This window comes from Nocardioides sp., assembly GCF_044226305.1.
Lineage (GTDB): Bacteria > Actinomycetota > Actinomycetes > Propionibacteriales > Nocardioidaceae > Nocardioides.
Window position 1 is genome coordinate 18,207 of record NZ_JBGAHF010000004.1, and the last position, 19,053, is coordinate 37,259.

At 73.9% G+C, this 19,053-nt stretch carries 19 protein-coding genes; 11 read left to right on the forward strand and 8 right to left on the reverse strand.

Translation table 11 applies throughout. The annotated features are described in order from the left end of the window. Positions 1-22: 22 nt before the first annotated feature. The 7 genes from ACILQ5_RS05495 to hydA all read left to right on the forward strand — a co-directional run bounded on the left by ACILQ5_RS05495 (position 23) and on the right by hydA (position 9,553). A complete protein-coding gene (locus tag ACILQ5_RS05495; protein WP_395656972.1) occupies positions 23-1,390 on the forward strand; it encodes an amidohydrolase family protein in 1,368 nt (455 codons plus the stop codon). Further along, on the forward strand, positions 1,387-2,388 hold the full coding sequence (locus ACILQ5_RS05500) for an LLM class flavin-dependent oxidoreductase (RefSeq protein ID WP_395656973.1): 1,002 nt from the start codon (positions 1,387-1,389) through the stop codon (positions 2,386-2,388). The genes ACILQ5_RS05495 and ACILQ5_RS05500 overlap by 4 nt, the downstream gene beginning before the upstream one ends. A gap of 15 nt (positions 2,389-2,403) precedes the next feature. Next, positions 2,404-3,357, forward strand: coding sequence for an aspartate carbamoyltransferase (pyrB, locus tag ACILQ5_RS05505; protein WP_395656974.1), 954 nt, complete (start codon positions 2,404-2,406; stop codon positions 3,355-3,357). A 9-nt stretch (positions 3,358-3,366) separates the two neighbouring features. Next, positions 3,367-4,344: an ornithine carbamoyltransferase gene (locus tag ACILQ5_RS05510; protein WP_395656975.1), complete on the forward strand. Its 978-nt coding sequence runs from the start codon at positions 3,367-3,369 to the stop codon at positions 4,342-4,344. A 101-nt stretch (positions 4,345-4,445) separates the two neighbouring features. Continuing rightward, complete coding sequence (locus tag ACILQ5_RS05515; RefSeq protein WP_395656976.1) at positions 4,446-5,171, forward strand: FAD binding domain-containing protein; 726 nt, start codon at positions 4,446-4,448, stop codon at positions 5,169-5,171. Continuing rightward, positions 5,171-8,074 (forward strand): molybdopterin-dependent oxidoreductase, encoded by a 2,904-nt coding sequence (locus ACILQ5_RS05520; RefSeq protein WP_395656977.1) that lies wholly within the window; start codon positions 5,171-5,173, stop codon positions 8,072-8,074. The genes ACILQ5_RS05515 and ACILQ5_RS05520 overlap by 1 nt, the downstream gene beginning before the upstream one ends. 9 nt (positions 8,075-8,083) lie before the next feature. Then, positions 8,084-9,553: a dihydropyrimidinase gene (hydA, locus tag ACILQ5_RS05525; protein WP_395656978.1), complete on the forward strand. Its 1,470-nt coding sequence runs from the start codon at positions 8,084-8,086 to the stop codon at positions 9,551-9,553. Here the strand turns inward: hydA and ACILQ5_RS05530 are convergent. The 4 genes from ACILQ5_RS05530 to ACILQ5_RS05545 all read right to left on the reverse strand — a co-directional run bounded on the left by ACILQ5_RS05530 (position 9,528) and on the right by ACILQ5_RS05545 (position 12,674). Beyond that, positions 9,528-10,295 (reverse strand): DUF881 domain-containing protein, encoded by a 768-nt coding sequence (locus tag ACILQ5_RS05530; RefSeq protein ID WP_395656979.1) that lies wholly within the window; start codon positions 10,293-10,295, stop codon positions 9,528-9,530. The genes hydA and ACILQ5_RS05530 overlap by 26 nt on opposite strands. 1 nt (position 10,296) lies before the next feature. Then, positions 10,297-10,824 (reverse strand): SigE family RNA polymerase sigma factor, encoded by a 528-nt coding sequence (locus ACILQ5_RS05535; RefSeq protein ID WP_395656980.1) that lies wholly within the window; start codon positions 10,822-10,824, stop codon positions 10,297-10,299. Between the two features lie 449 nt (positions 10,825-11,273). Next, positions 11,274-11,747 carry a CBS domain-containing protein gene (locus tag ACILQ5_RS05540; RefSeq protein WP_395656981.1) on the reverse strand — a complete coding sequence of 158 codons (474 nt, stop codon included), beginning with the start codon at positions 11,745-11,747 and terminating at the stop codon, positions 11,274-11,276. Between the two features lie 102 nt (positions 11,748-11,849). Then, complete coding sequence (locus ACILQ5_RS05545) at positions 11,850-12,674, reverse strand: class I SAM-dependent methyltransferase (protein ID WP_395656982.1); 825 nt, start codon at positions 12,672-12,674, stop codon at positions 11,850-11,852. Positions 12,675-13,099: 425 nt separating this feature from the next. Between ACILQ5_RS05545 and ACILQ5_RS05550 the strand changes: the two genes are divergently transcribed. Continuing rightward, positions 13,100-13,240 carry a hypothetical protein gene (locus tag ACILQ5_RS05550; protein ID WP_395656983.1) on the forward strand — a complete coding sequence of 47 codons (141 nt, stop codon included), beginning with the start codon at positions 13,100-13,102 and terminating at the stop codon, positions 13,238-13,240. A gap of 19 nt (positions 13,241-13,259) precedes the next feature. On the opposite strand, the gene ACILQ5_RS05555 is transcribed toward ACILQ5_RS05550, so the two are convergent. Next, positions 13,260-13,730, reverse strand: coding sequence for a methyltransferase family protein (locus tag ACILQ5_RS05555; RefSeq protein WP_395656984.1), 471 nt, complete (start codon positions 13,728-13,730; stop codon positions 13,260-13,262). Between the two features lie 34 nt (positions 13,731-13,764). On the opposite strand from ACILQ5_RS05555, the gene ACILQ5_RS05560 reads away from it, so the two are divergent. Beyond that, on the forward strand, positions 13,765-14,334 hold the full coding sequence (locus ACILQ5_RS05560) for a nitroreductase family protein (protein ID WP_395656985.1): 570 nt from the start codon (positions 13,765-13,767) through the stop codon (positions 14,332-14,334). Between the two features lie 7 nt (positions 14,335-14,341). Here ACILQ5_RS05560 and ACILQ5_RS05565 read toward each other — a convergent pair whose 3' ends face one another. Further along, entirely contained in the window at positions 14,342-15,598 is a 1,257-nt protein-coding gene (locus ACILQ5_RS05565) for a cytochrome P450 (RefSeq protein ID WP_395656986.1), read from the reverse strand. 108 nt (positions 15,599-15,706) lie between these two features. Here ACILQ5_RS05565 and ACILQ5_RS05570 point away from each other — a divergent pair, with 108 nt between their 5' ends. Together ACILQ5_RS05570 and ACILQ5_RS05575 are read left to right on the forward strand one after the other, a co-directional pair. Then, positions 15,707-16,342, forward strand: a complete 636-nt coding sequence (locus ACILQ5_RS05570; RefSeq protein WP_395656987.1) for a cation transporter — start codon at positions 15,707-15,709, stop codon at positions 16,340-16,342. Positions 16,343-16,689: 347 nt separating this feature from the next. After that, positions 16,690-17,856: a glycosyltransferase family 87 protein gene (locus ACILQ5_RS05575; RefSeq protein WP_395656988.1), complete on the forward strand. Its 1,167-nt coding sequence runs from the start codon at positions 16,690-16,692 to the stop codon at positions 17,854-17,856. Positions 17,857-17,874: 18 nt separating this feature from the next. Here ACILQ5_RS05575 and ACILQ5_RS05580 read toward each other — a convergent pair whose 3' ends face one another. Then, on the reverse strand, positions 17,875-18,792 hold the full coding sequence (locus ACILQ5_RS05580) for an FAD:protein FMN transferase (RefSeq protein ID WP_395656989.1): 918 nt from the start codon (positions 18,790-18,792) through the stop codon (positions 17,875-17,877). Position 18,793: 1 nt separating this feature from the next. Continuing rightward, positions 18,794-19,036 carry a hypothetical protein gene (locus ACILQ5_RS05585; RefSeq protein WP_395656990.1) on the reverse strand — a complete coding sequence of 81 codons (243 nt, stop codon included), beginning with the start codon at positions 19,034-19,036 and terminating at the stop codon, positions 18,794-18,796. Between the last annotated feature and the right edge of the window lie 17 nt (positions 19,037-19,053).

The following is a 19,053-nucleotide window of genomic DNA, read 5'->3' on the forward strand; positions in this document are numbered from 1 at the left end:
ACGAGCAAGAGGAGCGGGGACGGTGGAGGCCGACCGAGTCGACGTTGCGCCCTCGCTCGCGCTGTGCGGAGCGACCGTGGTGGTCGCCCTGGATCCGCCGGAGGTCGTCGCTGCGGACGTCGTGCTGGCGGGTGACCGCGTCGTGGCCGTCGGGACCGCTCCGGCGGGCGTGCCGCGCCGGGACTGCTCGGGCACCGTCGTCGTGCCCGGCAACGTCTGCGCGCACCACCACCTCTACTCGGCGCTGAGCCGGGGCATGCCCTACCGCCTCCCCCCACCGACGACCTTCACCGAGATCCTGCAGCGGGTCTGGTGGCGCCTCGACCGGGCGCTCGACGAGCAGGCCGTCCGCGCCTCGGCGCTCCGCGGCGGGCTGGACGCGCTGCGGGCGGGGACGACGACGATCGTCGACCACCACGCCTCGCCGCACGCGATCGACGGCTCGCTCGACGTCATCGCGGACGCGCTGGCCGAGCTCGGGATCCGCAGCGTCCTCTGCTACGAGGTCTCGGACCGGGACGGGCCGGCGACCGCGGCTGCCGGCATCGCCGAGAACCGTCGCTTCCTCACCAGGTCGGTGGGTCTGGCGAGGGGGATGGTGGGCGCGCACGCGTCGTTCACGATGGCCGACGACACCCTCGCGGCCGTCGTCGAGGCCGCGCGGCACGGTGGCGCCGGCGTGCACATCCACGTCGCCGAGGACGCGGCCGACCAGCACGACGCGCACGCCCGCCACGGCATCGGCGTGGTGGAGCGGCTCGACCGGGCCGGGGTCCTCACCGACCGGGCGCTGCTGGCGCACTGCGTGCACGTCGTCCCGGCCGAGATCCACGCCGTGGTCGACAGCGGCGCGACCGTGGCCTGCAACGCCCGCAGCAACATGAACAACGTGGTGGGCCACTCGCCCTTCAACCACGTCCGCCCCCGGGCCGGCAGCGGCGTCGCGCTCGGCACCGACGGCATCGGCGGGGACATGTTCACCGAGTCCCAGGTCGGCTGGCTCCGCGCCCGCGAGGCCGACGGCGACACCGCCGCCGACTGGCCCCTCGCGCGCCTGGCCGACGGCGCGCGGTTCGCCGGCCGGGTCCACGGCGAGCCGCTGCTCGGGACGCTGCGGCCGGGGGCGCCGGCCGACCTCGTCGTCCTCGACTACCCGACCCCGACCCCGCTCACCGCCGACAACCTGGCCGGCCACTGGGTCTTCGGGCTCTCGGCCGCCCAGGTGCGGGACGTCCTCGTCGCCGGCGAGCTGGTCGTGGCCGACCGCCGGTCGACGCGCGTGGACGAGCTCGACGTGGCCGCCTCCGGGTCCCGGGAGGCCGCGCGCCTCTGGGCCCGCATGGACACGATCCCCCCGCACGACTTCGAACCACAGAGGAGCGGGCCATGACACAGCCGACGAGAGTGGCGCTCTACCTCCAGGACCTCCACCCGATCCGCGAGGGCATGGAGCACGCGCGCTACGCCGAGGAGCGTGGCTTCGAGGCCGTCTGGCAGGCGGAGAGCCGCCTGGTCCGCGAGGCGACCGTCCCCATGGCGGCGTACGCCGCCGTGACGAGCCGGATCAAGGTCGGCTCCGGGATCGTGCCGATCTGGACCCGCAACGTCGGGCTGCTGGCCGCGACCTTCTCCACCCTCGACGACCTCGCGCCCGGCCGGGTGATGCTCGGCCTCGGCGCCTGGTGGGAGCCGCTGGCCACCAAGGTCGGGGTCGACCGCCGCAGGCCGCTGAGGGCGATGCGGGAGACCGTCGAGGCGACCCGGCGTCTGCTGGCGATGGAGCGGGTGACCTACCACGGCGAGTTCGTGCACCTCGACGACGTGGAGATCGACATCGTCCACGGCGACCGCTCCCCGAAGCAGGTGCCGATCTACATCGGCGCCACCGGGATGCAGATGATGGAGCTCGCCGGCGAGATCGCCGACGGGGTGCTGCTCAACTACATGGTCGGCCCGTCGTACGACGCCCAGGCGATGGCCGCGCTGGCGGCCGGAGCCGCGAAGGCCGGCCGCACGGTCGACGACATCGACCGGCCGCAGCTCGTGGTCTGCTCGGTCGACCGTGACCGGGACCTCGCGCTCGACCGGTCACGCGAGCTGCTCACGCAGTACCTCGGCCAGCAGCCGCACATCATGAAGGCCAGCGGCGTGGACCCCGCGCTGATCGAGGAGATCGGCAAGGTCCTGACCTGGCCGGCCGGGCCGGAGGAGATCCACCGGGCGATGCGGCTGGTCCCCGACGACGTGGTGCAGCAGATCACCGCCTCCGGGAGCCCGGAGGAGTGCCGCGCGAAGGTGGCGGAGTACGTCGAGGCGGGCGCGACCTGCCCGATCCTCTACCCGCTCGGTGACGACGTCCGACTGATGATCGACACCTTCGGTGTCTGAGGAGGAGGGAACACGATGAGAAGCTTCCTGGGACGGGACATCCTCTCGCTCAAGGACGTCGAGCGGGACGACTACGTCCGCATCTTCGAGGTCGCCGAGGAGCTGCGGCCGTTCGCCGAGAACCGGCGCAACGGCGACCTGCTGAAGCACAAGACGCTGCTCACCGCGTTCTACCAGCCCAGCACCCGCACCCGGCTGTCGACCGAGGCGGCGATGCACCGCCTCGGTGGCCACGTCCTCGGCTTCTCCGACGCCAAGATGACCCGGGCCGGCGACTTCTACCAGGAGTCGATCAAGGACACCGTGAAGATGCTGGAGTACTACGGCGACGTGATCGCGATGCGCCACCACGTCCAGGGCGCTCCGCACGAGGCCGCGCGCTGGGCCTCGGTGCCGGTGATCAACTGCGGCGACGGCTGGGGCGAGCACCCCACCCAGGTGCTCACCGACCTCTACACGATCTGGCGCGACCGGGGCTCCCTCGACGGCCTCCAGATCCTGTGCGTCGGCGACATGCGGATGCGCACCATGCACTCGATCCTCTACGCCTCGTCCCAGTTCGACATCGAGGCGATGGTGGTCTCGCCCCCGGAGCTGTCGCTGCTCGACGAGTTCAAGGCCGAGCTCGACGAGCGGAGCGTCCGCTACCGCGAGGTCGAGTCCGTGGAGGACTGCATCGCCGACGCCGACGTCATCTACATGGAGCCGGTCGTCCAGGCCGACTACACCCAGTCGCGGGTCGACCCGACGGCCGAGCACGGCACCACGCCGGAGGCGTACCGCGTCACCCGGCAGCTGCTGCACGCCCTGGCCAAGCGGGACGCGATCGTCCTGCACTCCCTGCCCCGGATGGACGAGCTGACGACCGACGTCGACAGCACCCGGCACGCCCGCTACTGGGCCGAGGCGGCGAACGGCGTCGTGCTCAGGATGTCGCTGCTGTCGCTGATCCTCGGCGCGATCGAGTAGGGGGGCGGGATGCAGACCGACCTGCGTGGCCGCGACGTCATCGACTTCCAGGACTGGACCAAGGACGAGATCGACACGGTGCTCGACGTCGCGTTCGCGCTCAAGCGGGACCGGGCGCTCGGGCAGCCGCACCCCTACCTGCGGGACAAGGTGCTGGCGATGCTCTTCTTCTTCGCCAGCACCCGGACCCGGGCGTCGTTCGAGGCCGGGATGGCCCAGCTCGGCGGGCACGCCCAGTTCATCGAGAGCCGCTCGACCCAGATCGCCCACGGCGACACCGCCAAGGAGATCGGCGAGATCCTGGGCCGCTACAACGACGGCATCGCGATCCGCAACGTCGACTGGGGCGTCGGCAACGCCTACATCCGGGACGTCGCCGCGGCCAGCCGGGTGCCCGTCCTCAACATGCAGTGCGACCACTTCCACCCGCACCAGGCGCTCGCGGACCTGATGACGATCATCGAGCGCTTCGGCGACCCGCGGGGGCGCACGGCGACGGTGAGCTGGGCCTGCGCGAAGACCTACTCCAAGCCGCTCAGCGTGCCCCAGAGCCTGATCATGCTGCTGCCGCGGTTCGGGATGAACGTGCGGCTGGTGCACCCGCCCGAGTTCGCGCTGATGCCGGAGATGCTCGAGCAGGCCCGGGAGAACGCGCGCCTGGGCCGGGCCTCCTTCGAGATGCTCGACGACTTCGACGAGGGCATCCGCGGCACCGACGTCGTCTACGCCAAGAGCTGGGGCGCCGTGCTCACGACCACCGACCCGGACGAGGAGGCCCGCCTGGTCGACGGCTACGGGTCGTGGATCGCCGACGAGCGTCGCCTGGCCACGGCCAGCGAGGACGCCGTCTACATGCACCCGCTCCCCGCCGAGCGGGGCGTCGAGGTCACCGACGGCGTCATCGACGGGCCGCAGAGCGTCGTCTACGACCAGGCCGAGAACCGGCTGCACGGCCAGAAGGCCGTCATGGCGCTGACGATGGGCTGACGGGCCTCGCGCCTCCGGGGCGGTGACCCGGTCGTGAGTGGGACCGGACAGCGGACCTTCGCCTCTGGAACGTCCCCCGGGTCGGGACGACGCTGGGGTGCATGGTGACAGCGATCGCCTACTGGCGACCCTCGACGACAGCGGAGGCGCTCGAGATCCTGGCGCGGCCTGGTGCGGTCGTGCTCGCCGGGGGGACCCGGCTGAACGCTGATCCCTCGCACGCCCCGGTCGAGGTCGTGGACCTGCAGGACCTCCACCTCGACGGCGTCGTCCACGAGACCGGTGACCTGCTGCGGGTCGGGGCGATGCTGACGTTGCAGCAGCTCGCCGACCACCCGGACGTCCCGGCCGTGGTGCGTGAGGCCGCGCGCCGCGAGCGGCCGAGCACCCTGCGGGCGCAGGGCACCGTCGGCGGGTGCGTCGCCACCGGGTCCGGCGAGAGCGAGCTGCTCGCGGCGCTGCTGGTGCACGAGGCGGTGGTCCTCGTCGACTCGGGCCACGGCCGCGAGGCGGTCGCGCTGGGGACCTTCCTGGCGGGCCTCCCGCTCGGAGGCGACCGCGTCGTGGCCGCGGTGTCGTTCCGCACCGCGGGGACCGCGGCTGCCGCGCGCACCGCACGCACGCCCGCCGACACGGCGATCGTCGCCGCGGTCGGCCGGGTCGCCGACGGCGTACGACGGGTCGCGGTGACCGGGGTCGGGCCACGTCCGGTCCTGGTGCAGCCCGGTGACGAGCTGCACCCCGCAGGCGACTTCCGCGGCTCGAGCGAGTACCGCCGGGCCCTGGTCGACGTCCTGGTCGCACGGGTGGTGGAGGAGGTCTCCTGATGGACATCGAGCTCGTCCTCAACGGCGTGCCGCAGCAGGTCACCTGCGAGCCGGGGGACTCGCTGCTGGTCGTGCTGCGCCGGCTCGGGTGCTTCAGCGTCCGGTACGGGTCCGAGACCGGCGAGACGGGCGCCGCGGCGGTGCTCGTCGACGGCCGGCTGGTGTCGGCGGACGTGCTGCTCGCCGCCCAGGCCGGCGGCCACGAGGTGACGACCGTGGAGTCGCTGAACGTGGCCACCGGCGAGCTCCACCCGATCCAGGCGGCGTTCGTCGAGTCCGGCGCCCTGCAGTCCGGCTACTCGGCCGGCGCCATGGTGCTGGCGACCAAGGCCCTCCTCGAGCGGCTCCCCGACCCGACGGAGTGGGAGGTCCGCGACGCGTTCTCCGGCATCCTCGACCGCGAGACGGGCTACGCGAAGGTGGTCGACGCGGTGCAGCGGGCCGCCGCGCTGCTGCGCGGCGAGAAGCCGGACCCGATGGCGCCGGTGCTGGTCGAGCGGCTCACCGACGGGGGAGGCGCGCCCGTGCCCGAGGCGCCGCTCGCCATGCCACGCCTGGTGCCGTCCGCCGACGTGCCGCACACCAGCGTGGTCGGCAAGGGGGTGCCGAAGGTGGACGCCCTCAAGCTGGTCAAGGGCAACCCGGCGTTCGTCGACGACATCGAGCTGCGCGGGATGCTGTACGCCAAGGTGCTGCGCAGCCCGCACGCCCACGCCCGCATCGTGGCCATCGACGACTCCGCGGCCCGCGCCCTGCCCGGCGTCCACGCCGTCCTGCACACGTTCAACACCCCGCGGGTGAAGTACGCCTCGGGTGGCCAGAGCTGGCCGAACCCGCGGCCCTGGGACCAGGTCAGCTTCGACGACAAGGTCCGCCACGTCGGCGACCGGGTCGCCGCGGTCGCCGCCGAGTCGCCGGAGGTCGCCGAGGAGGCGTGCCGGCTGATCGAGGTGACGTACGACGTCCTGCCGGCCGTCTTCGACGAGGTGGAGGCGATCAGCCCCGGCGCTCCCGTCATCCACGACGAGGCCGACACCGAGGGCATCCACGACGCCGCCCGCAACATCCCGCGCCGCGTCAACGGCCAGACGGTGAGCGACGACGAGATCGAGGCGGTGTTCGCCGGCGCCGAGCACGTCTTCGAGCAGACCTTCCACGTCCAGCAGCAGCAGCAGACGCCGATCGAGCCGCACATCACCATCGGCTGGCTCGACGCGGACGAGCGGCTGGTGCTGCGCAGCTCCACGCAGGTGCCCTTCCACGCGCGCCGCATGGTCGCGCCGCTCCTCGGGCTGCCGGTCAAGCGGATCCGGGTCGTCAAGCCGCGCCTGGGCGGCGGGTTCGGCGGCAAGCAGGAGATGCTGCTCGAGGACGTCGTCGGCCACCTCGTGCTCGCGACGCGGCGACCGGTCCGCCTGGAGCTGACCCGCGAGGAGGAGTTCGTCTCCTCCCGCATCCGGCACGCCCAGACCGTCACCTTCCGGTCCGCCGTGGACGGCGAGGGCCGGCTGCTGGCGCAGGACCACCACGTCGTCGGCAACACCGGCGCCTACGCGACCCACGGCTTCACCGTGCAGTCGGTCTCCGGGCAGCGCGGGCTGTCGCAGTACAACTGCCCGGCCAAGCGGTACACCGCCGACGTCGCGTACACCAACCGGCCGGTGGCCGGCGCGTTCCGCGGGTACGGCGCACCGCAGGCGCTGTTCGCCCTCGAGTCCCACATGGACGACATCGCGCGCAGCCTCGGCCTCGACCCGATCGAGCTGCGGCGGAGGAACTGGGTGCGCACCGGCGACCCGCTGGACATCCTGCCGGCGCTCGGCGAGCGGGGTGCCGCGGAGATCGCCGGCGAGCTGCCCCTGGTGACCAGCTGCGCCACCGACGAGTGCGTCGCGCAGGCGGTGCGCGCGATCGGCTGGGAGCGGCGCCAGGACCCGGGGTGGAAGCAGCCCCCGGACCGGCCGCAGATCCGGCGGGGTCTCGGGTTCGCCCTGTGCATGCAGGCGACGAGCATCCCGAACCTCGACATGGGCGGTGCCTCGATCAAGATGAACGACGACGGGTCGTTCAACCTGCTGGTCGGCGCGACCGACCTCGGCACCGGGGCCGACACCGTGCTGGCCCAGATCGCGGCCGAGGTGCTGGGCGTCGGGTCCGACGACGTCATCGTCTACGCCGCGGACACCGACATGACGCCGTTCGACGTCGGCGCCTACGCCGACAGCACGACCTACATCTCGGGCACGGCCGTGAAGAGGGCGGCCGAGGCCGTCCGGGAGCGGATCGTGCTCCGGGCCGCCCGGCTGCTCGACGTGGACGACCCCGGGGAGATCGAGCTGCGCGGCGGGCACGCGTGGGCGGGCAAGCGCTCGGTGTCGCTGGAGGACGTGGCGCTCCACGCGCTGCACCTGGAGGACCAGGAGCAGATCATGGCCACGGCGTCGTACGTCTCTCCCGAGTCGCCGCCGCCGTTCGCCGCCCAGGTCGCCGAGGTCGAGGTGGACGTCGAGACCGGCCAGGTCACCGTCGTCCGGCTCGTCATGGCCGTCGACTGCGGCGTGGTGATCAACCCGACCACGGCCAGCGGCCAGGTCGAGGGCGCCATGGTGCAGGCCCTGGGCTACGCGCTCACGGAGGACCTCGTGCTCGACGAGGACGGCCGCGCGGTCAACGCCCGCTTCGGCCCGTACTGGATCTTCCGGTCCGACGACACGCCACCGATGGAGGTGTTCCTCGTGCAGACGATGGAGCCGAGCGGCCCGTTCGGCGCCAAGTCGGTCGGCGAGATCGCCATCGACGGGGTGGCGCCCGCCGTCCGCAACGCGATCGTCGACGCCACCGGGGTCACGGTCAACGAGCTCCCGCTCACGCCCGAGCGGGTGTGGCGCGCGCTCCACGCCTAGCCGGCCGCGATGGTGGACGACCTGGTGGTGCGCGGCGGCACGGTCGTCGACGGGGACGGAGCACGCCGTGCCGACGTGCTGGTCCGGGACGGCCGCATCGTCGACGTGGGCGAGGAGCTCGAGCACGGCGGCGCCCGGATCGTGGAGGCGGACGGCGCGTACGTCGTGCCGGGCGGCATCGACGTGCACACCCACTTCGCCCTCCCGGTCGGGGCCGTCACCTCCGCCGACGACTTCGGCTCCGGCACCCTGGCGGCGGCCTGCGGCGGCACCACGTGCGTCGTCGACTTCGCCGGCGCCGGTCGCGAGCCGTGGGAGGAGGCGCTGGCGACCTGGCACGACCGGGCCCGCGGCCGGGCGGTGGTCGACTACGGGTTCCACCTGACGGTCACCGAGCTGCCGACCGACCCCGAGGCCGCCGCGCAGCGGTTCACCGCGTTCGCCGAGCAGGGCGTCACGAGCGTGAAGCTCTACCTGGCCTACCCCGACCGGCTCATGGTCGACGACGAGACCCTCGGGCGCGCGCTGGTGGCGTCCCGTCGTACCGGCGTGCGGGTCTGCGTGCACGCCGAGGACGGGGCGACCGTCGAGGCCCTGGTGGCGGAGGTGCTCGCGGCCGGGCGCACCGGGCCGGACGCGATCCCGTCCGCGCGCCCGCCGTCGGTGGAGGCGGAGGCGATCCGCCGGGCGGCGGCGCTCGCGGGTGCGGCCGGCTCGTGGCTGTACGTCGTCCACCTGTCCAGCGAGGCGGGCCTCCAGGCGGTCCGGGCCGCGCGCGCCGCGGGCGTCGACGTCCACACCGAGACCTGCCCGCACTACCTGCACCTCGAGCAGTCGCACCTCGAGGCCGGCGACCCGGACTTCGTGTGCGCCCCGCCGTTGCGCCGCGCGTCCGACCGCGTGGCCCTGTGGGACGCGCTGGGCGTGGGGGACGTCGAGGTGGTCGCCACCGACCACTGCCCCTTCACGACGACCGACCGCCGGCGGGGGACCGGCGGGACCGGGTGGGCGGACTTCACCGGGATCCCGGGAGGGCTGGGCGGGGTCGAGACCCGGCTCTCGCTCGTCTACCAGGGCGTGACCACCGGCCGGCTGTCGCTGGAGCGGTGGGTGGACGCGACCTCGGCGGCGCCCGCGCGCCTCTTCGGCCTCGACGGCGTCAAGGGGTCGGTCCGCGTCGGGCTCGACGCCGACCTGGTGGTGTTCGACCCGGGTGCGACCCGCCGCCTCGACGCGTCACACCTGCACTCGCGCAGCGACCACAGCCCCTACGCGGACCTGGTCGTCACCGGTTGGCCGGCCGTGACGATCAGCCGGGGCGAGGTGGTCGCCGTCGGCGGCGAGCCGACGGACCCGACCCCCGGGCGTGGCCGGTTCGTGCGACGGACGCCGCTGGCGACGGCTCCACGTCGAGGGATCACGGCGGGCGGGGCCGACCAGCCGGGCAGAGCCGTCAGCCGCGAGGATCGCCCTCGTTGAGGTCGAACTGGCCGTCGTACGCGGGAGCGGTGATGCTCGGCTCGAGCTGGACGTCCCAACCGACCGAGATCTCGGGGTCGGCAGCCTGCTGCCGGTAGACCTTCAGGTCGGGGTCGCTGTCGATCGCGGCCAGGAGCGAGGCCTGGTCGCCGACCGCGGAGATCCGGAAAGGCTGGGGGTACGGCACGCCCTGGAGGATCACGGCGTCGCCCTCGCACTTGATCTCGGTCGTGCTGACCACCCGATGGCCCTGCACCGTGACCGCGATCGCGCCGGCCTTCCACATCGCGTTGATCACCGAGCGGATGTCCTGCTGGTGGACCACGAGGGCGTTCAGGTCGAGGGTGGTGGAGCTGATGACCTCCTCCGGGGCGTCGGAGAGGGTCACCGTCACCCCCGGGCCGGTGTGCGGCACCATCCCAGCGGGATCGTCGATCCGGCGCTGGTGGCGCTGCCCGTCGGAGTCGTCGGCTCGGCTGGACGGCGTCGGAGAGCCGGCCGGCCCGGTGGGAGGTGCCGGCTGCAGGTCGTGCCGGCCTTCCTGCACGGCCAGCAGGCCCACGAGAGCGAGCACCACGATCGTGGCCGCGGCGACGAGCAGCGGCGGCTGCCAGGCTCGAGGGCTCGCCGGGCGCTCGGCGTAGGACGCGTGGGAAGGCAACGCCGGCATCGGCGGCACGGCCAGCCGGTCGGCCACCTCGTGCAGCTCGCGGCTCAGGGTCTCCTCCATCTCGATCCCCATCTCAGGCCTCCTCTCCGTCGTGCGCGTCGGACCCGATCGCGGCCCGCAGGCTTCTCAGCGCGCGGTGCGCGGTGGACTTGACGTTGCCGGTCGAGCAGCCCAGCGTCTCCGCGATCTCGCGCTCACTGAGCTGCTCGTAGTACCGCAGCACGATCACCGCTCGCTGCCGCGGTGGCAGCGACGCCACGTGCGGCCACAGCTCGAGCCGGTCCTCGTGCCCGGAGCCGCCGCCTGTTCGCGGCTCGGGTGGGGTGTCGGTCAACAGCTCGAACCTGCGTGACCTCGGCCGCCGTCCCGAGATGTAGAGGTTGGTCATCATGCGGCGCAGGTACGCCGCCGGGTGGTCGGCCCGGCTGACCTTGTCCCAGGTGCGGAAGGCCTGCACCAACGTCTGCTGGGCGAGGTCCTCGGCGTCGGCGTGGCTGCCGGCGAGCAAGTAGGCCGTTCGGTACAACCGCGGCCACGCGGAAGCGGCGTACTCCTCGAACGTCGGCGCATCCTGCGCGTGTCTCTGGCTCGCGACCACCATCGAGCACCCCCTTCGCACCCCTGACGCCGGCCGCGCCGCGAAGGTTGCGTCCCGGACCGTACCGGCTCGGGTGCGTCGCTCCGAAAGACGTCGGTGTCACCACCGCGACCTCTGCGGCGGCGGGGCGTCGGAGGTCGGGTGAGCGGTGGCGTGCGCCACCACTCACGGCGTCGGTGTCGCGAGCGCGTCATCCGCTCGTGCCGAGTTGTGGATGTCGCAACGCAGCGGTGGGTGAGCCACCTTTCAAGCGTTGGGTTTGGTGGAACACTCACCGCTGGATCGTGTCGGCGCCGACCGCCGGTGGGCTGTCCACCGATCTACTCCGCGAGAAGGTGGACAGCGCACCGCCGCCTGAGATCCGGACATGTCGCGACCGCGTGCGCTGCGGGCGAGCCGGCCGGCCCGAGCCCCGGTAGTGGCCGGTTGGTGCGACGGACGCCGCTGGCGCCCTAGGCGGGAGTGAGGACCGACGCCCGCTCGCGGCGCCGCGCCTCGACGTCGGCGTCGGAGCAGAAGCCGCGGCCCGACCTCGTGAGGCAGAGCAGACCGAGCAGGTGTCCCTCGGCGTCGACCACGGCGAGCCGGCGCCGGCCGCTGTGCCGCATCGACCACCAGGTGGTGGCGAGGTCGAGCGTGCTCGGGATCGTGCGGTCCGTCAGGCGGCCGAGGGTGGCCGCGAGGTCCGTCGCCGGGCGACCCATGAGGTCCGCCGGGTCGACGACGGTGACCAGCCGGCCGGACCCGTCGACCACCAGGGCCGCGTGGACGTGGTCGTCCTCGAAGAAGGCGGCCAGGTCCGCGACGCGGGTGTCCTCGCCGAAGACGGTCGGGGCGACGAGCATCCCGTCGGCCACGGTGCGGCGCAGCAGGTCGCTCGGCACGCCGTCGGCGCACGGTGAGGGAGGTCGGACCTCGGGAGTCATGTCCTCCAGCATCGGCGTCTCGGGCCCGTGGCGCCGGAGACTTAGGTCCCGACGGTTGGGGTCCGGCGACGCGTCTTCGAATGGCCCGCTCGGGCCGGGCATTCAGCCGCGGGCGAGCGTGGCGTGCACCTCGGCCCGCCACGTCAGCCCGCCGTCGCGGGCCGCCATCTCCTCGAGCAGCCGCCCGACCCGGGCACGGGCGGCGGCCAGCAGGCCGCGCGCCTCGAGCTTCTCGAGGACCGTCCGGTAGCCCTGGGACCACGACCACTCGAACCAGTGGTCGGCGTCGCGCACCCGGACCTCGTGCACCAGCGACTCGGTGCTCACCTCCGACCAGCCCTGCCCGGACAGGTGGTCGTGCATCGCCGCCACGGACGAGAACGGACCGTCCCCGGGTGTGCGCGACTGCCGCTCGCCCTCCGGCAGGTCGGCGACCAGCGCCCCGAACACGGGTTCCCAGCGGGTGTCCGGCTCACCGAACCACGTGAAGCCGAGCCGACCGCCCGGCGCCAGCCGGTCCCGGTAGCGGGCGAGCGCGGTGTCGAGCGACGGCAGGAAGAACAGGACCAGGCCGGCCTGGACGATGTCGAAGGTCCCCTCGGGTGGCTGCTCGGCATCGCCGACCTCGACGGTCAGCCAGGGCAGGGCGCCGGCCGTCCGTCGTACCTCCTCGACCATCGCGGGGGCGAGGTCGGTCGCCAACACGCTGCCGGTCGGCCCGACGGCCTCGGCTGCCGGGATCGCACTGGCGCCCCGGCCGCAGCCGACGTCCAGCACCCGCTCGCCCGGCCGGGGGCCGGTCCGGCTCACCAGGAACCGACCGATCGGCTGGAAGAACTCCACGCCCACCTGGTCGTAGGTCGCGGCCGCGCGGTCGAAGACGCCGGCCACGCCCGCCTTGATCTCCTCCGGAGATGGGGTGCCCATGGGCACATGCTGGCAGCGGCCCTGGCGCGCGTCAGCCCTTCCCCATCCGCCGCAGGTTCACCATGGTCTGTCGTTGAACCGTCACTTCCCATGGTGGGCACGGCGTGGGAAGTGCGGGTTCACCTGGGTCCCATGGTGAACCGCCGCCCGGAACGAGCCTGTGGAGGGGAGCTCACGTGGCGCTGTGACCCGGGAGACAGCCGCGACCCGAAGCCGCTGTACCCGCTCTTGCTGCCTGTCGGTCGCAACCACGAGACCACCCGTGACCCGCCGACACCGACGCCCGCACGAAGCGCAACGCCCGGCTAGATGCCCCACTCGTAGAGCCGCGGGTCCCGGGTGGCGGGGTTCGGCGGTCGGGTCATGTTCCCGGCGATCTCGCTCCTGACCCCGATCCCCGTGCTCTACCTGGCCTCGGTGGTTTCGTGCCCCCGCTGGTGATGGGCTCGATCTTCGGCCACTCTGGCGACTACCAGGCCGGGCTGCTCGCGCTGTCGGTGATGGCCCTCCTGGTGCTCCTGCTCGCGACGTTCGTCCGGCGCTCACGCTCGGCCACGCTCGCCTGATCCACCGTCGACGGGGGCGTCACAGCCAGCGACGCACCCGTCGCGCGTAGTCGTCGTACGCCGCCCCGAACCGCTCGTGCAGGAACCGCTCCTCCGGTCGGATCGCCCCCCAGAGGACGAGTTGCACGGCGGCCGGCGCGAGCAGCAGGCCCCAGAACGTCGGCGCCAGCAGCGCCAGACCGAGGTAGAGCGCCAGCAGCCCCACGTAGAGCGGGTTGCGGGAGAGCCGGTACGGCCCCTCCTCGATCATCGCGTGCGTGGCCTGGCCGGGCAGCAGCCCGGTCCGATGGCGCCGGAACAGCCACAGCGACCAGCCGTTCCAGCCGGCGCACGCCAGCACCAGCGCCCAGCCGACCGGGACCCGCCACCCACCGAGATCGACCGGGTCGCCCCACACCACCGTCGCGACCCAGCCCGCGACCAGGGGGGCGCCGATCGCGACCGGCGGCCAGAGCCGGAACGCGACGGTGTCGTCGGGTCCGCGCGCCATGGGCCCAGTGTGGGCGGCCGGTCATGCTGGGTCCATGAGCTCGCCGCACCCGCCCCGGCTCCACCCGCTCCTGGCCAGCCGCTGGAGCCCGGCCGCCTTCGACGGGGAGCACGTCGTCGACCCGGACGAGGTCACGCTCCTGCTCGAGGCCGCCCGCTGGGCGCCGTCCGCCGGCAACTCCCAACCCTGGGCCTTCATCGTCGGTCGTCGCGGCGACGCCGACCACGCCGGCCTCGTCGGCCGGCTCACCCCCGGCTCCCGGCGGTGGGCGCCGTCCGCCAGCCTCCTCGTCGCGAACCTCAGCCACCGGTTCGTGGAGGGCACCGACTGGGAGTTCTCCGAGTTCGCCCAGTACGACCTCGGGCAGGCGGTCGCGCACCTGACGGTCCAGGCCCGCGCCCTGGGCCTGTTCGTCCGGCAGTTCCGGGCCTTCGACCGCGACGGCCTGCAGCAGGACTTCGGCGTTCCTCCGCACTGGGAGGTCACCACGCTGATGGCGGTCGGGCGGCCGCTGGACCAGGGACGGTCGCAGGCCGGCGGTGCGCGGGAGCGCCGGCCCGTCGCCGAGCTGCTCTGGCCTCCGCCGTCCCCGACCTCCCGGTGAGGCGCGGCTAGCCGGCTCGGACCGGCAGGGCCAGCGGGGCGCGGACCAGCGTCGCGTTGCCGCGTCGTACGACGCCCGCCCGGGTCAGCCCGGGCAGGCGCTCGGCGAGCACCCGGAGGGCGACGGTCCCCTCGAGCTCGGCGAGCGGCCGGCCGATGCAGCGGTGGATGCCGCTGGAGAAGGCGAGGTGCTCGGCGCCGTCGGTGCGGGTGATGTCGAAGGTCGCGGGGTCGTCGAAGACGGCCGGGTCCCGGTTCGCGCCGCCGATCAGCACGTTGACCCACTGGCCGGCCGCGACCGGCCGACCGGCGACCTCGGTGTCGTCGAACGAGACCCGGCCGGTGCGCTGCACCGGCGGGTCGAAGCGCAGCGCCTCCTGGACCGCAGCGCCGGCGAGGCCGGGGTCGGCCACCAGGAGCTCCCACTGGCCGGGGTGGTCGAGGAACGCGTCGACGGCGTTGCCGATCAGCCCGACCGTCGTCTCGAACCCGGCGATCAGCAGCATCCGGCACAGCGGCACCAGCTCGGCCGTGCGGATCGGCGCGTCGCCGTCGCCCTCACGGGCGACGAGGGCGCTGACCAGGTCGTCGCCCGGGTTGCGCCGGCGTTCCTCGAGCACGCCCTCGAGCGCCCGGTTGAGGTGCCGGGCGGCGAGCAGCACCTTCTGGGCGTGGCGCAGCGAGCTGAACCCGGGTGCGGCGGTGCCGAGCACGGCGCCGTACGCCGCCAGGGCGGTGCCCTCGTCCTCCTCGAGGCCGAGGAGGCTGCTGATCACGGCGACGGGGAGCGGGTTCGCGAGGCCCTCCATCAGGTCGAAGGTCCCGCTGCTCGCGGCCCGGTCCACCAGGGTCGCCACCGTGTCCTCGACCAGGACCTCGAAGGCAGCGAGCCGGTGCGGCGCGAACGCGGGTGCGACGAGGCGACGCAGCCGGGTGTGGTCGGGCGGGTTCCTGGTGAGGAACGAGCGGTCGTACGCCGGGTCCACCTTGGTCGCCGCCTCGGGTGCGACGCCGAACCTCCGGCTGCGCAGCACCTCGCGGCAGGTCTCGTGGTCCGCGGTCGCGAGGTGCCCGGCCGGGGTCTCGACGAACGGGCCGGCGGCCCGGATCCGGTCGTACACCGGGTACGGGTCGACCACCGAGCGCAGCCGGGCGAACTCGTTGCGGCGTACGTGCACGTCGACCAGCCCGCGCGCACGGGTGCCGTACAGGCCCGCCGTGAAGGCGACGGCCTGCTTCAGCTGTCCGGCGCGAGACTCCGTCATGCCGGTCAGCAGGCGGGCTCGGGAGAGAGCGTCAGCCCGGTGCAGGGGCACTGCACGGCGGGGTGGCGAACGGTCCCGAGCGTCATGGTGCCGGACACTATCAACGCGATGACCGACGAACGACCGCCACCGTCCGACGCCGACGCCCGCCGCCTGCGACGGGTCGTCCTCGTGGTCGCGCTGTTGAACCTCTCGTACTTCTTCGTCGAGATCACGGTGGCCGTGGCGGCGGGGTCGGTGTCGCTCCTGGCCGACAGCGTGGACTTCCTCGAGGACACCGCGGTCAACCTGCTGATCTTCGTCGCGCTCGGCTGGCCGCTGGCCCGGCGGGCCGCGATGGGCAAGCTGATGGCGCTCGTGATCCTCGTCCCGGCGTCGGTCGCGGCCGTGGAGGCCGTCCGGCGCTTCACCGACCCGGTCCCGCCCGAGGTGCTGCCGGTGGTGCTGGCGTCGCTCGGCGCGATCGCGGTCAACGGGACGAGCGCGTGGCTGCTCGTCCGCGTGCGTCACCACGGCGGCTCGCTGAGCACGGCGGCGTTCCTCTCCGCGCGCAACGACGTGCTCGTCAACCTGGCCATCATCGGCATGGCCCTGGTGACGCTCTGGAGCGGCTCGGGCTGGCCGGACCTCGTCCTGGGCTGCTTCATCATCCTGATCGCGCTGCACGCGGCCTACGAGGTCTGGGAGGTCAGCGAGGAGGAGCGGCTGGCCGCCAAGGCGCTCGCCGGAGAGCCGGTCGACTGAGCCCGCCCCGCCCTCCGGCCTGGTCGGTGCCGGAGGGCAGGTGCGGGAAGAAACAGGCCCTCGTCCATCGGGGGAGGCGGAGAGGGCCTGGCCGGCGCGGTGCGGTGTGAGTGTCGGTCACCCGGAAGGTGTCCTGGCGTCACCCGACGGGCGGCAGCACCAGCGTGCTCGACGTCGGGGTGCCGGGTGCAGGGCCGAACGGCCCGCCGCCCGCCGACGTGGTCCTCCCGCGACTAGTACGTCCGGACCGGTACGCCGACCCCGGCACGCCGTGCCGGGGTCGGCACACCGTTCCACCGGCCGGAACCCCCGGCGCCACCAGGGACGCCGGGGTGCAACGATGCGGCGTGGGCACGATCAGGGCCCGGGCGGCCGCGACCGTCCGACGGCTCGGCACGGAGCGGGTCGTGCTCGTGGCGTACCTGGCCTTCACCGTGTGGGTCCTGGTCGACCCGAGCCGGGAGACCCAGCGGGTGTGGGCGACCGTCGCCGCGATCGGGTACGCCGCCGCCCTGGTCGGCCTGTCCGTCGGGCTCGGGCCTCGCCGGTCCTGCCTGGTCGCCGCCGTCGGGTCGGTGGTGGTGCCGACGGTTCTGCTCGTCGTGCGCGGGATGGGCCAGCCGGAGATCCGGGTGGTGCACAGCGGCGCGGTCCAGCTGATGTCGGCGGGCAGCCCGTACCTGCCCGACCCCTCGTCGGTCTACGAGTACCGCCCCTACCTGCCGGCGCTCTACGCCTTCGGCGTCGTCCCGGCCACCGGCGGCGACCTGCGGCTGCCCGCGCTCGCGCTGCTGGTGGCGGCCCTCGTCGCCGTGCGGTTCTGGTCGAGGCGGGTCCCGGCCGGGCCGGTGGACCACCGCGCCGCGCTGGACACCCGCCTGGCGCTCCTGGTCGCCTGCCCCCTGGTGGCGGCGGCGATCGCGGTCAGCGGTGTCGACGTGCCGCAGGCGGCCCTGACCGTGCTGGCGATCGCCCTTGTGGCCCGGCACCGGTACGCCTGGAGCGCGGTCGCGATCGGGCTGACGATGGCGATCAAGCCGACCGGCGCCTGCGCTGCGTTCGTCCTGGTCGTGTGCATCTACCGTCGCGACGGGCTGGCGGCGGCGCTGCGGTTCGCCGGGGTGTCCGGGGCGACCGCGCTGGTCACGGTGCTGCCGGTGGCCCGCACCGACCCGCGGGCGATGTGGGCCAACGTCGTGGAGTTCCCCTCCGGGGAGTCGCTCGTGCAGTCCCCCGCCGCGTCGCCGCTGCCGGGGGTGCTGCTCCGCCTGGCCGGGGTGCCGGCCTGGGCGTCGCTCGCCCTGGTGCTGGTCGCCGGGGCGGCGTTCGCGGTCTGGTGCGTCGTGCGCTCCTCGCCGGACGTCAGCTGGGCCGCGTCCCGGATCGCGCTCGGGCTGTGCCTGGCGTTCCTGCTCGTCCCGTACAGCCGGGTCGGCTACTTCCTGGTGCCGGTGCTGGTCTTCTTCCCGTTCCAGTGGGCCGCGTTGCACGGCCGGACGCCGGCGTACGCCTGACCCACCCGGTCGTCGGCCTCAGGCCGCCTGGTCCCGCTCCTCCGGCCAGCCGCCCACGAGGTGGACGGTGCCCGCGTCGTCGACGAGGCGCGCGGTGAGGCCGTGCTCCCGCAGCCAGCGCCGGCCGGCGCTGCCCTTGACCACGACGGCCGTGGTGGCCGCGTTGGCCTCGGCACAGCGGGGGGCCGCGACCGAGACCGTGCGCCACACGGACGCCGCAGGGAGGGCGGTCGCCGGGTCGAGGATGTGGTGCACGGTCCGGCCGTCGCGGCGCCAGGTGCGGTGCAGCGTGCTGGAGGTCGCGAGCGCGGAGCCGGCCGGCAGCGTGACGTGCGCCGCGGGCTGGTCCTCACCGTCGCGGACGGTGACCTGCCAGCCGCCCTCCGGCCCCGGCCCGGCCGTGGCGATGTCGCCGCCGAGGCTGACCAGCACCCCGGTCCCGAGCTCCTCGGTGACCCGGCGCGCGGCCAGGTCGGCGGCCGCGGCCTTCGCGGTGGCGCCGAGGTCCAGCTCGAGACCAGGCGGCGCCGTCAGCCATCCGCCGGCGACGTGCACCCGGTCCCAGCCCGGCCGGCTGCGGGTCACGATCGGCCGGTCGTCGTACGCCGGCAGCCGGCTCAGGTCGCGGTCGTAGCCGACGTCGGCCAGCGCCCGGCCGAGCGTGGGGTCGACGGCGCCGTCGGTCCAGGCGGCCGCGTCGAGCGCGACCGCGACCAGGTGCTCGAGCAGCGGCGAGACCCGGGCCCGGCCACCGCCCTGGGCGAGCCGCGCCGGCAGCTGGCGCAGCTCGCTGTCCCCCCGGAACCGGCTTGCGGCGACGTCGACCTCGTCGAGGAGGGAGGTCGTGAGCGCCACGGCCCGGTCGAGGAGGGCCGGCTCGGTGACGACGAGCCGGGCGGTCGTGGTCCACAGGCTCCACTCGTGGGCAGCGGTCATCTCAGGAGCCCTGCGAGGTCGCGTGGCTGCTCGTCGCCGAGCCCTGGCTCAGCGTCGTGCCGCCGCCCGAGGACTGCGAGGAGGAGCTGGACGTGCCGTTGCCCGAGAACTGCGAGCCGGGGTCGGCCGCGGCGACGCCGCACGCCGCGGTGAGCGCGAGCGACCCGGCCATCACGCTGCCGGCGAGGATCCGCCGCCAGCGACGGCGTTGGCGGGTGCTGGTGGGAAGCGGTGCGTCGGTCATGGTCGAGACGGTAGGAA

Excerpts from the sequence above, each read along its gene's own strand:
- ACILQ5_RS05555 (WP_395656984.1), bottom strand. The coding sequence starts at position 13,730 with ATGGCGCGCGGACCCGACGACACCGTCGCGTTCCGGCTCTGGCCGCCG.
- ACILQ5_RS05510 (WP_395656975.1), top strand. The coding sequence starts at position 3,367 with ATGCAGACCGACCTGCGTGGCCGCGACGTCATCGACTTCCAGGACTGG.
- pyrB (WP_395656974.1), top strand. The coding sequence starts at position 2,404 with ATGAGAAGCTTCCTGGGACGGGACATCCTCTCGCTCAAGGACGTCGAG.
- ACILQ5_RS05515 (WP_395656976.1), top strand. The coding sequence starts at position 4,446 with ATGGTGACAGCGATCGCCTACTGGCGACCCTCGACGACAGCGGAGGCG.
- ACILQ5_RS05565 (WP_395656986.1), bottom strand. The coding sequence starts at position 15,598 with ATGACGGAGTCTCGCGCCGGACAGCTGAAGCAGGCCGTCGCCTTCACG.
- ACILQ5_RS05545 (WP_395656982.1), bottom strand. The coding sequence starts at position 12,674 with ATGGGCACCCCATCTCCGGAGGAGATCAAGGCGGGCGTGGCCGGCGTC.
- ACILQ5_RS05560 (WP_395656985.1), top strand. The coding sequence starts at position 13,765 with ATGAGCTCGCCGCACCCGCCCCGGCTCCACCCGCTCCTGGCCAGCCGC.
- ACILQ5_RS05500 (WP_395656973.1), top strand. The coding sequence starts at position 1,387 with ATGACACAGCCGACGAGAGTGGCGCTCTACCTCCAGGACCTCCACCCG.
- ACILQ5_RS05530 (WP_395656979.1), bottom strand. The coding sequence starts at position 10,295 with ATGGGGATCGAGATGGAGGAGACCCTGAGCCGCGAGCTGCACGAGGTG.
- hydA (WP_395656978.1), top strand. The coding sequence starts at position 8,084 with ATGGTGGACGACCTGGTGGTGCGCGGCGGCACGGTCGTCGACGGGGAC.
- ACILQ5_RS05520 (WP_395656977.1), top strand. The coding sequence starts at position 5,171 with ATGGACATCGAGCTCGTCCTCAACGGCGTGCCGCAGCAGGTCACCTGC.
- ACILQ5_RS05570 (WP_395656987.1), top strand. The coding sequence starts at position 15,707 with ATGACCGACGAACGACCGCCACCGTCCGACGCCGACGCCCGCCGCCTG.
- ACILQ5_RS05535 (WP_395656980.1), bottom strand. The coding sequence starts at position 10,824 with ATGGTGGTCGCGAGCCAGAGACACGCGCAGGATGCGCCGACGTTCGAG.
- ACILQ5_RS05585 (WP_395656990.1), bottom strand. The coding sequence starts at position 19,036 with ATGACCGACGCACCGCTTCCCACCAGCACCCGCCAACGCCGTCGCTGG.
- ACILQ5_RS05580 (WP_395656989.1), bottom strand. The coding sequence starts at position 18,792 with ATGACCGCTGCCCACGAGTGGAGCCTGTGGACCACGACCGCCCGGCTC.
- ACILQ5_RS05540 (WP_395656981.1), bottom strand. The coding sequence starts at position 11,747 with ATGACTCCCGAGGTCCGACCTCCCTCACCGTGCGCCGACGGCGTGCCG.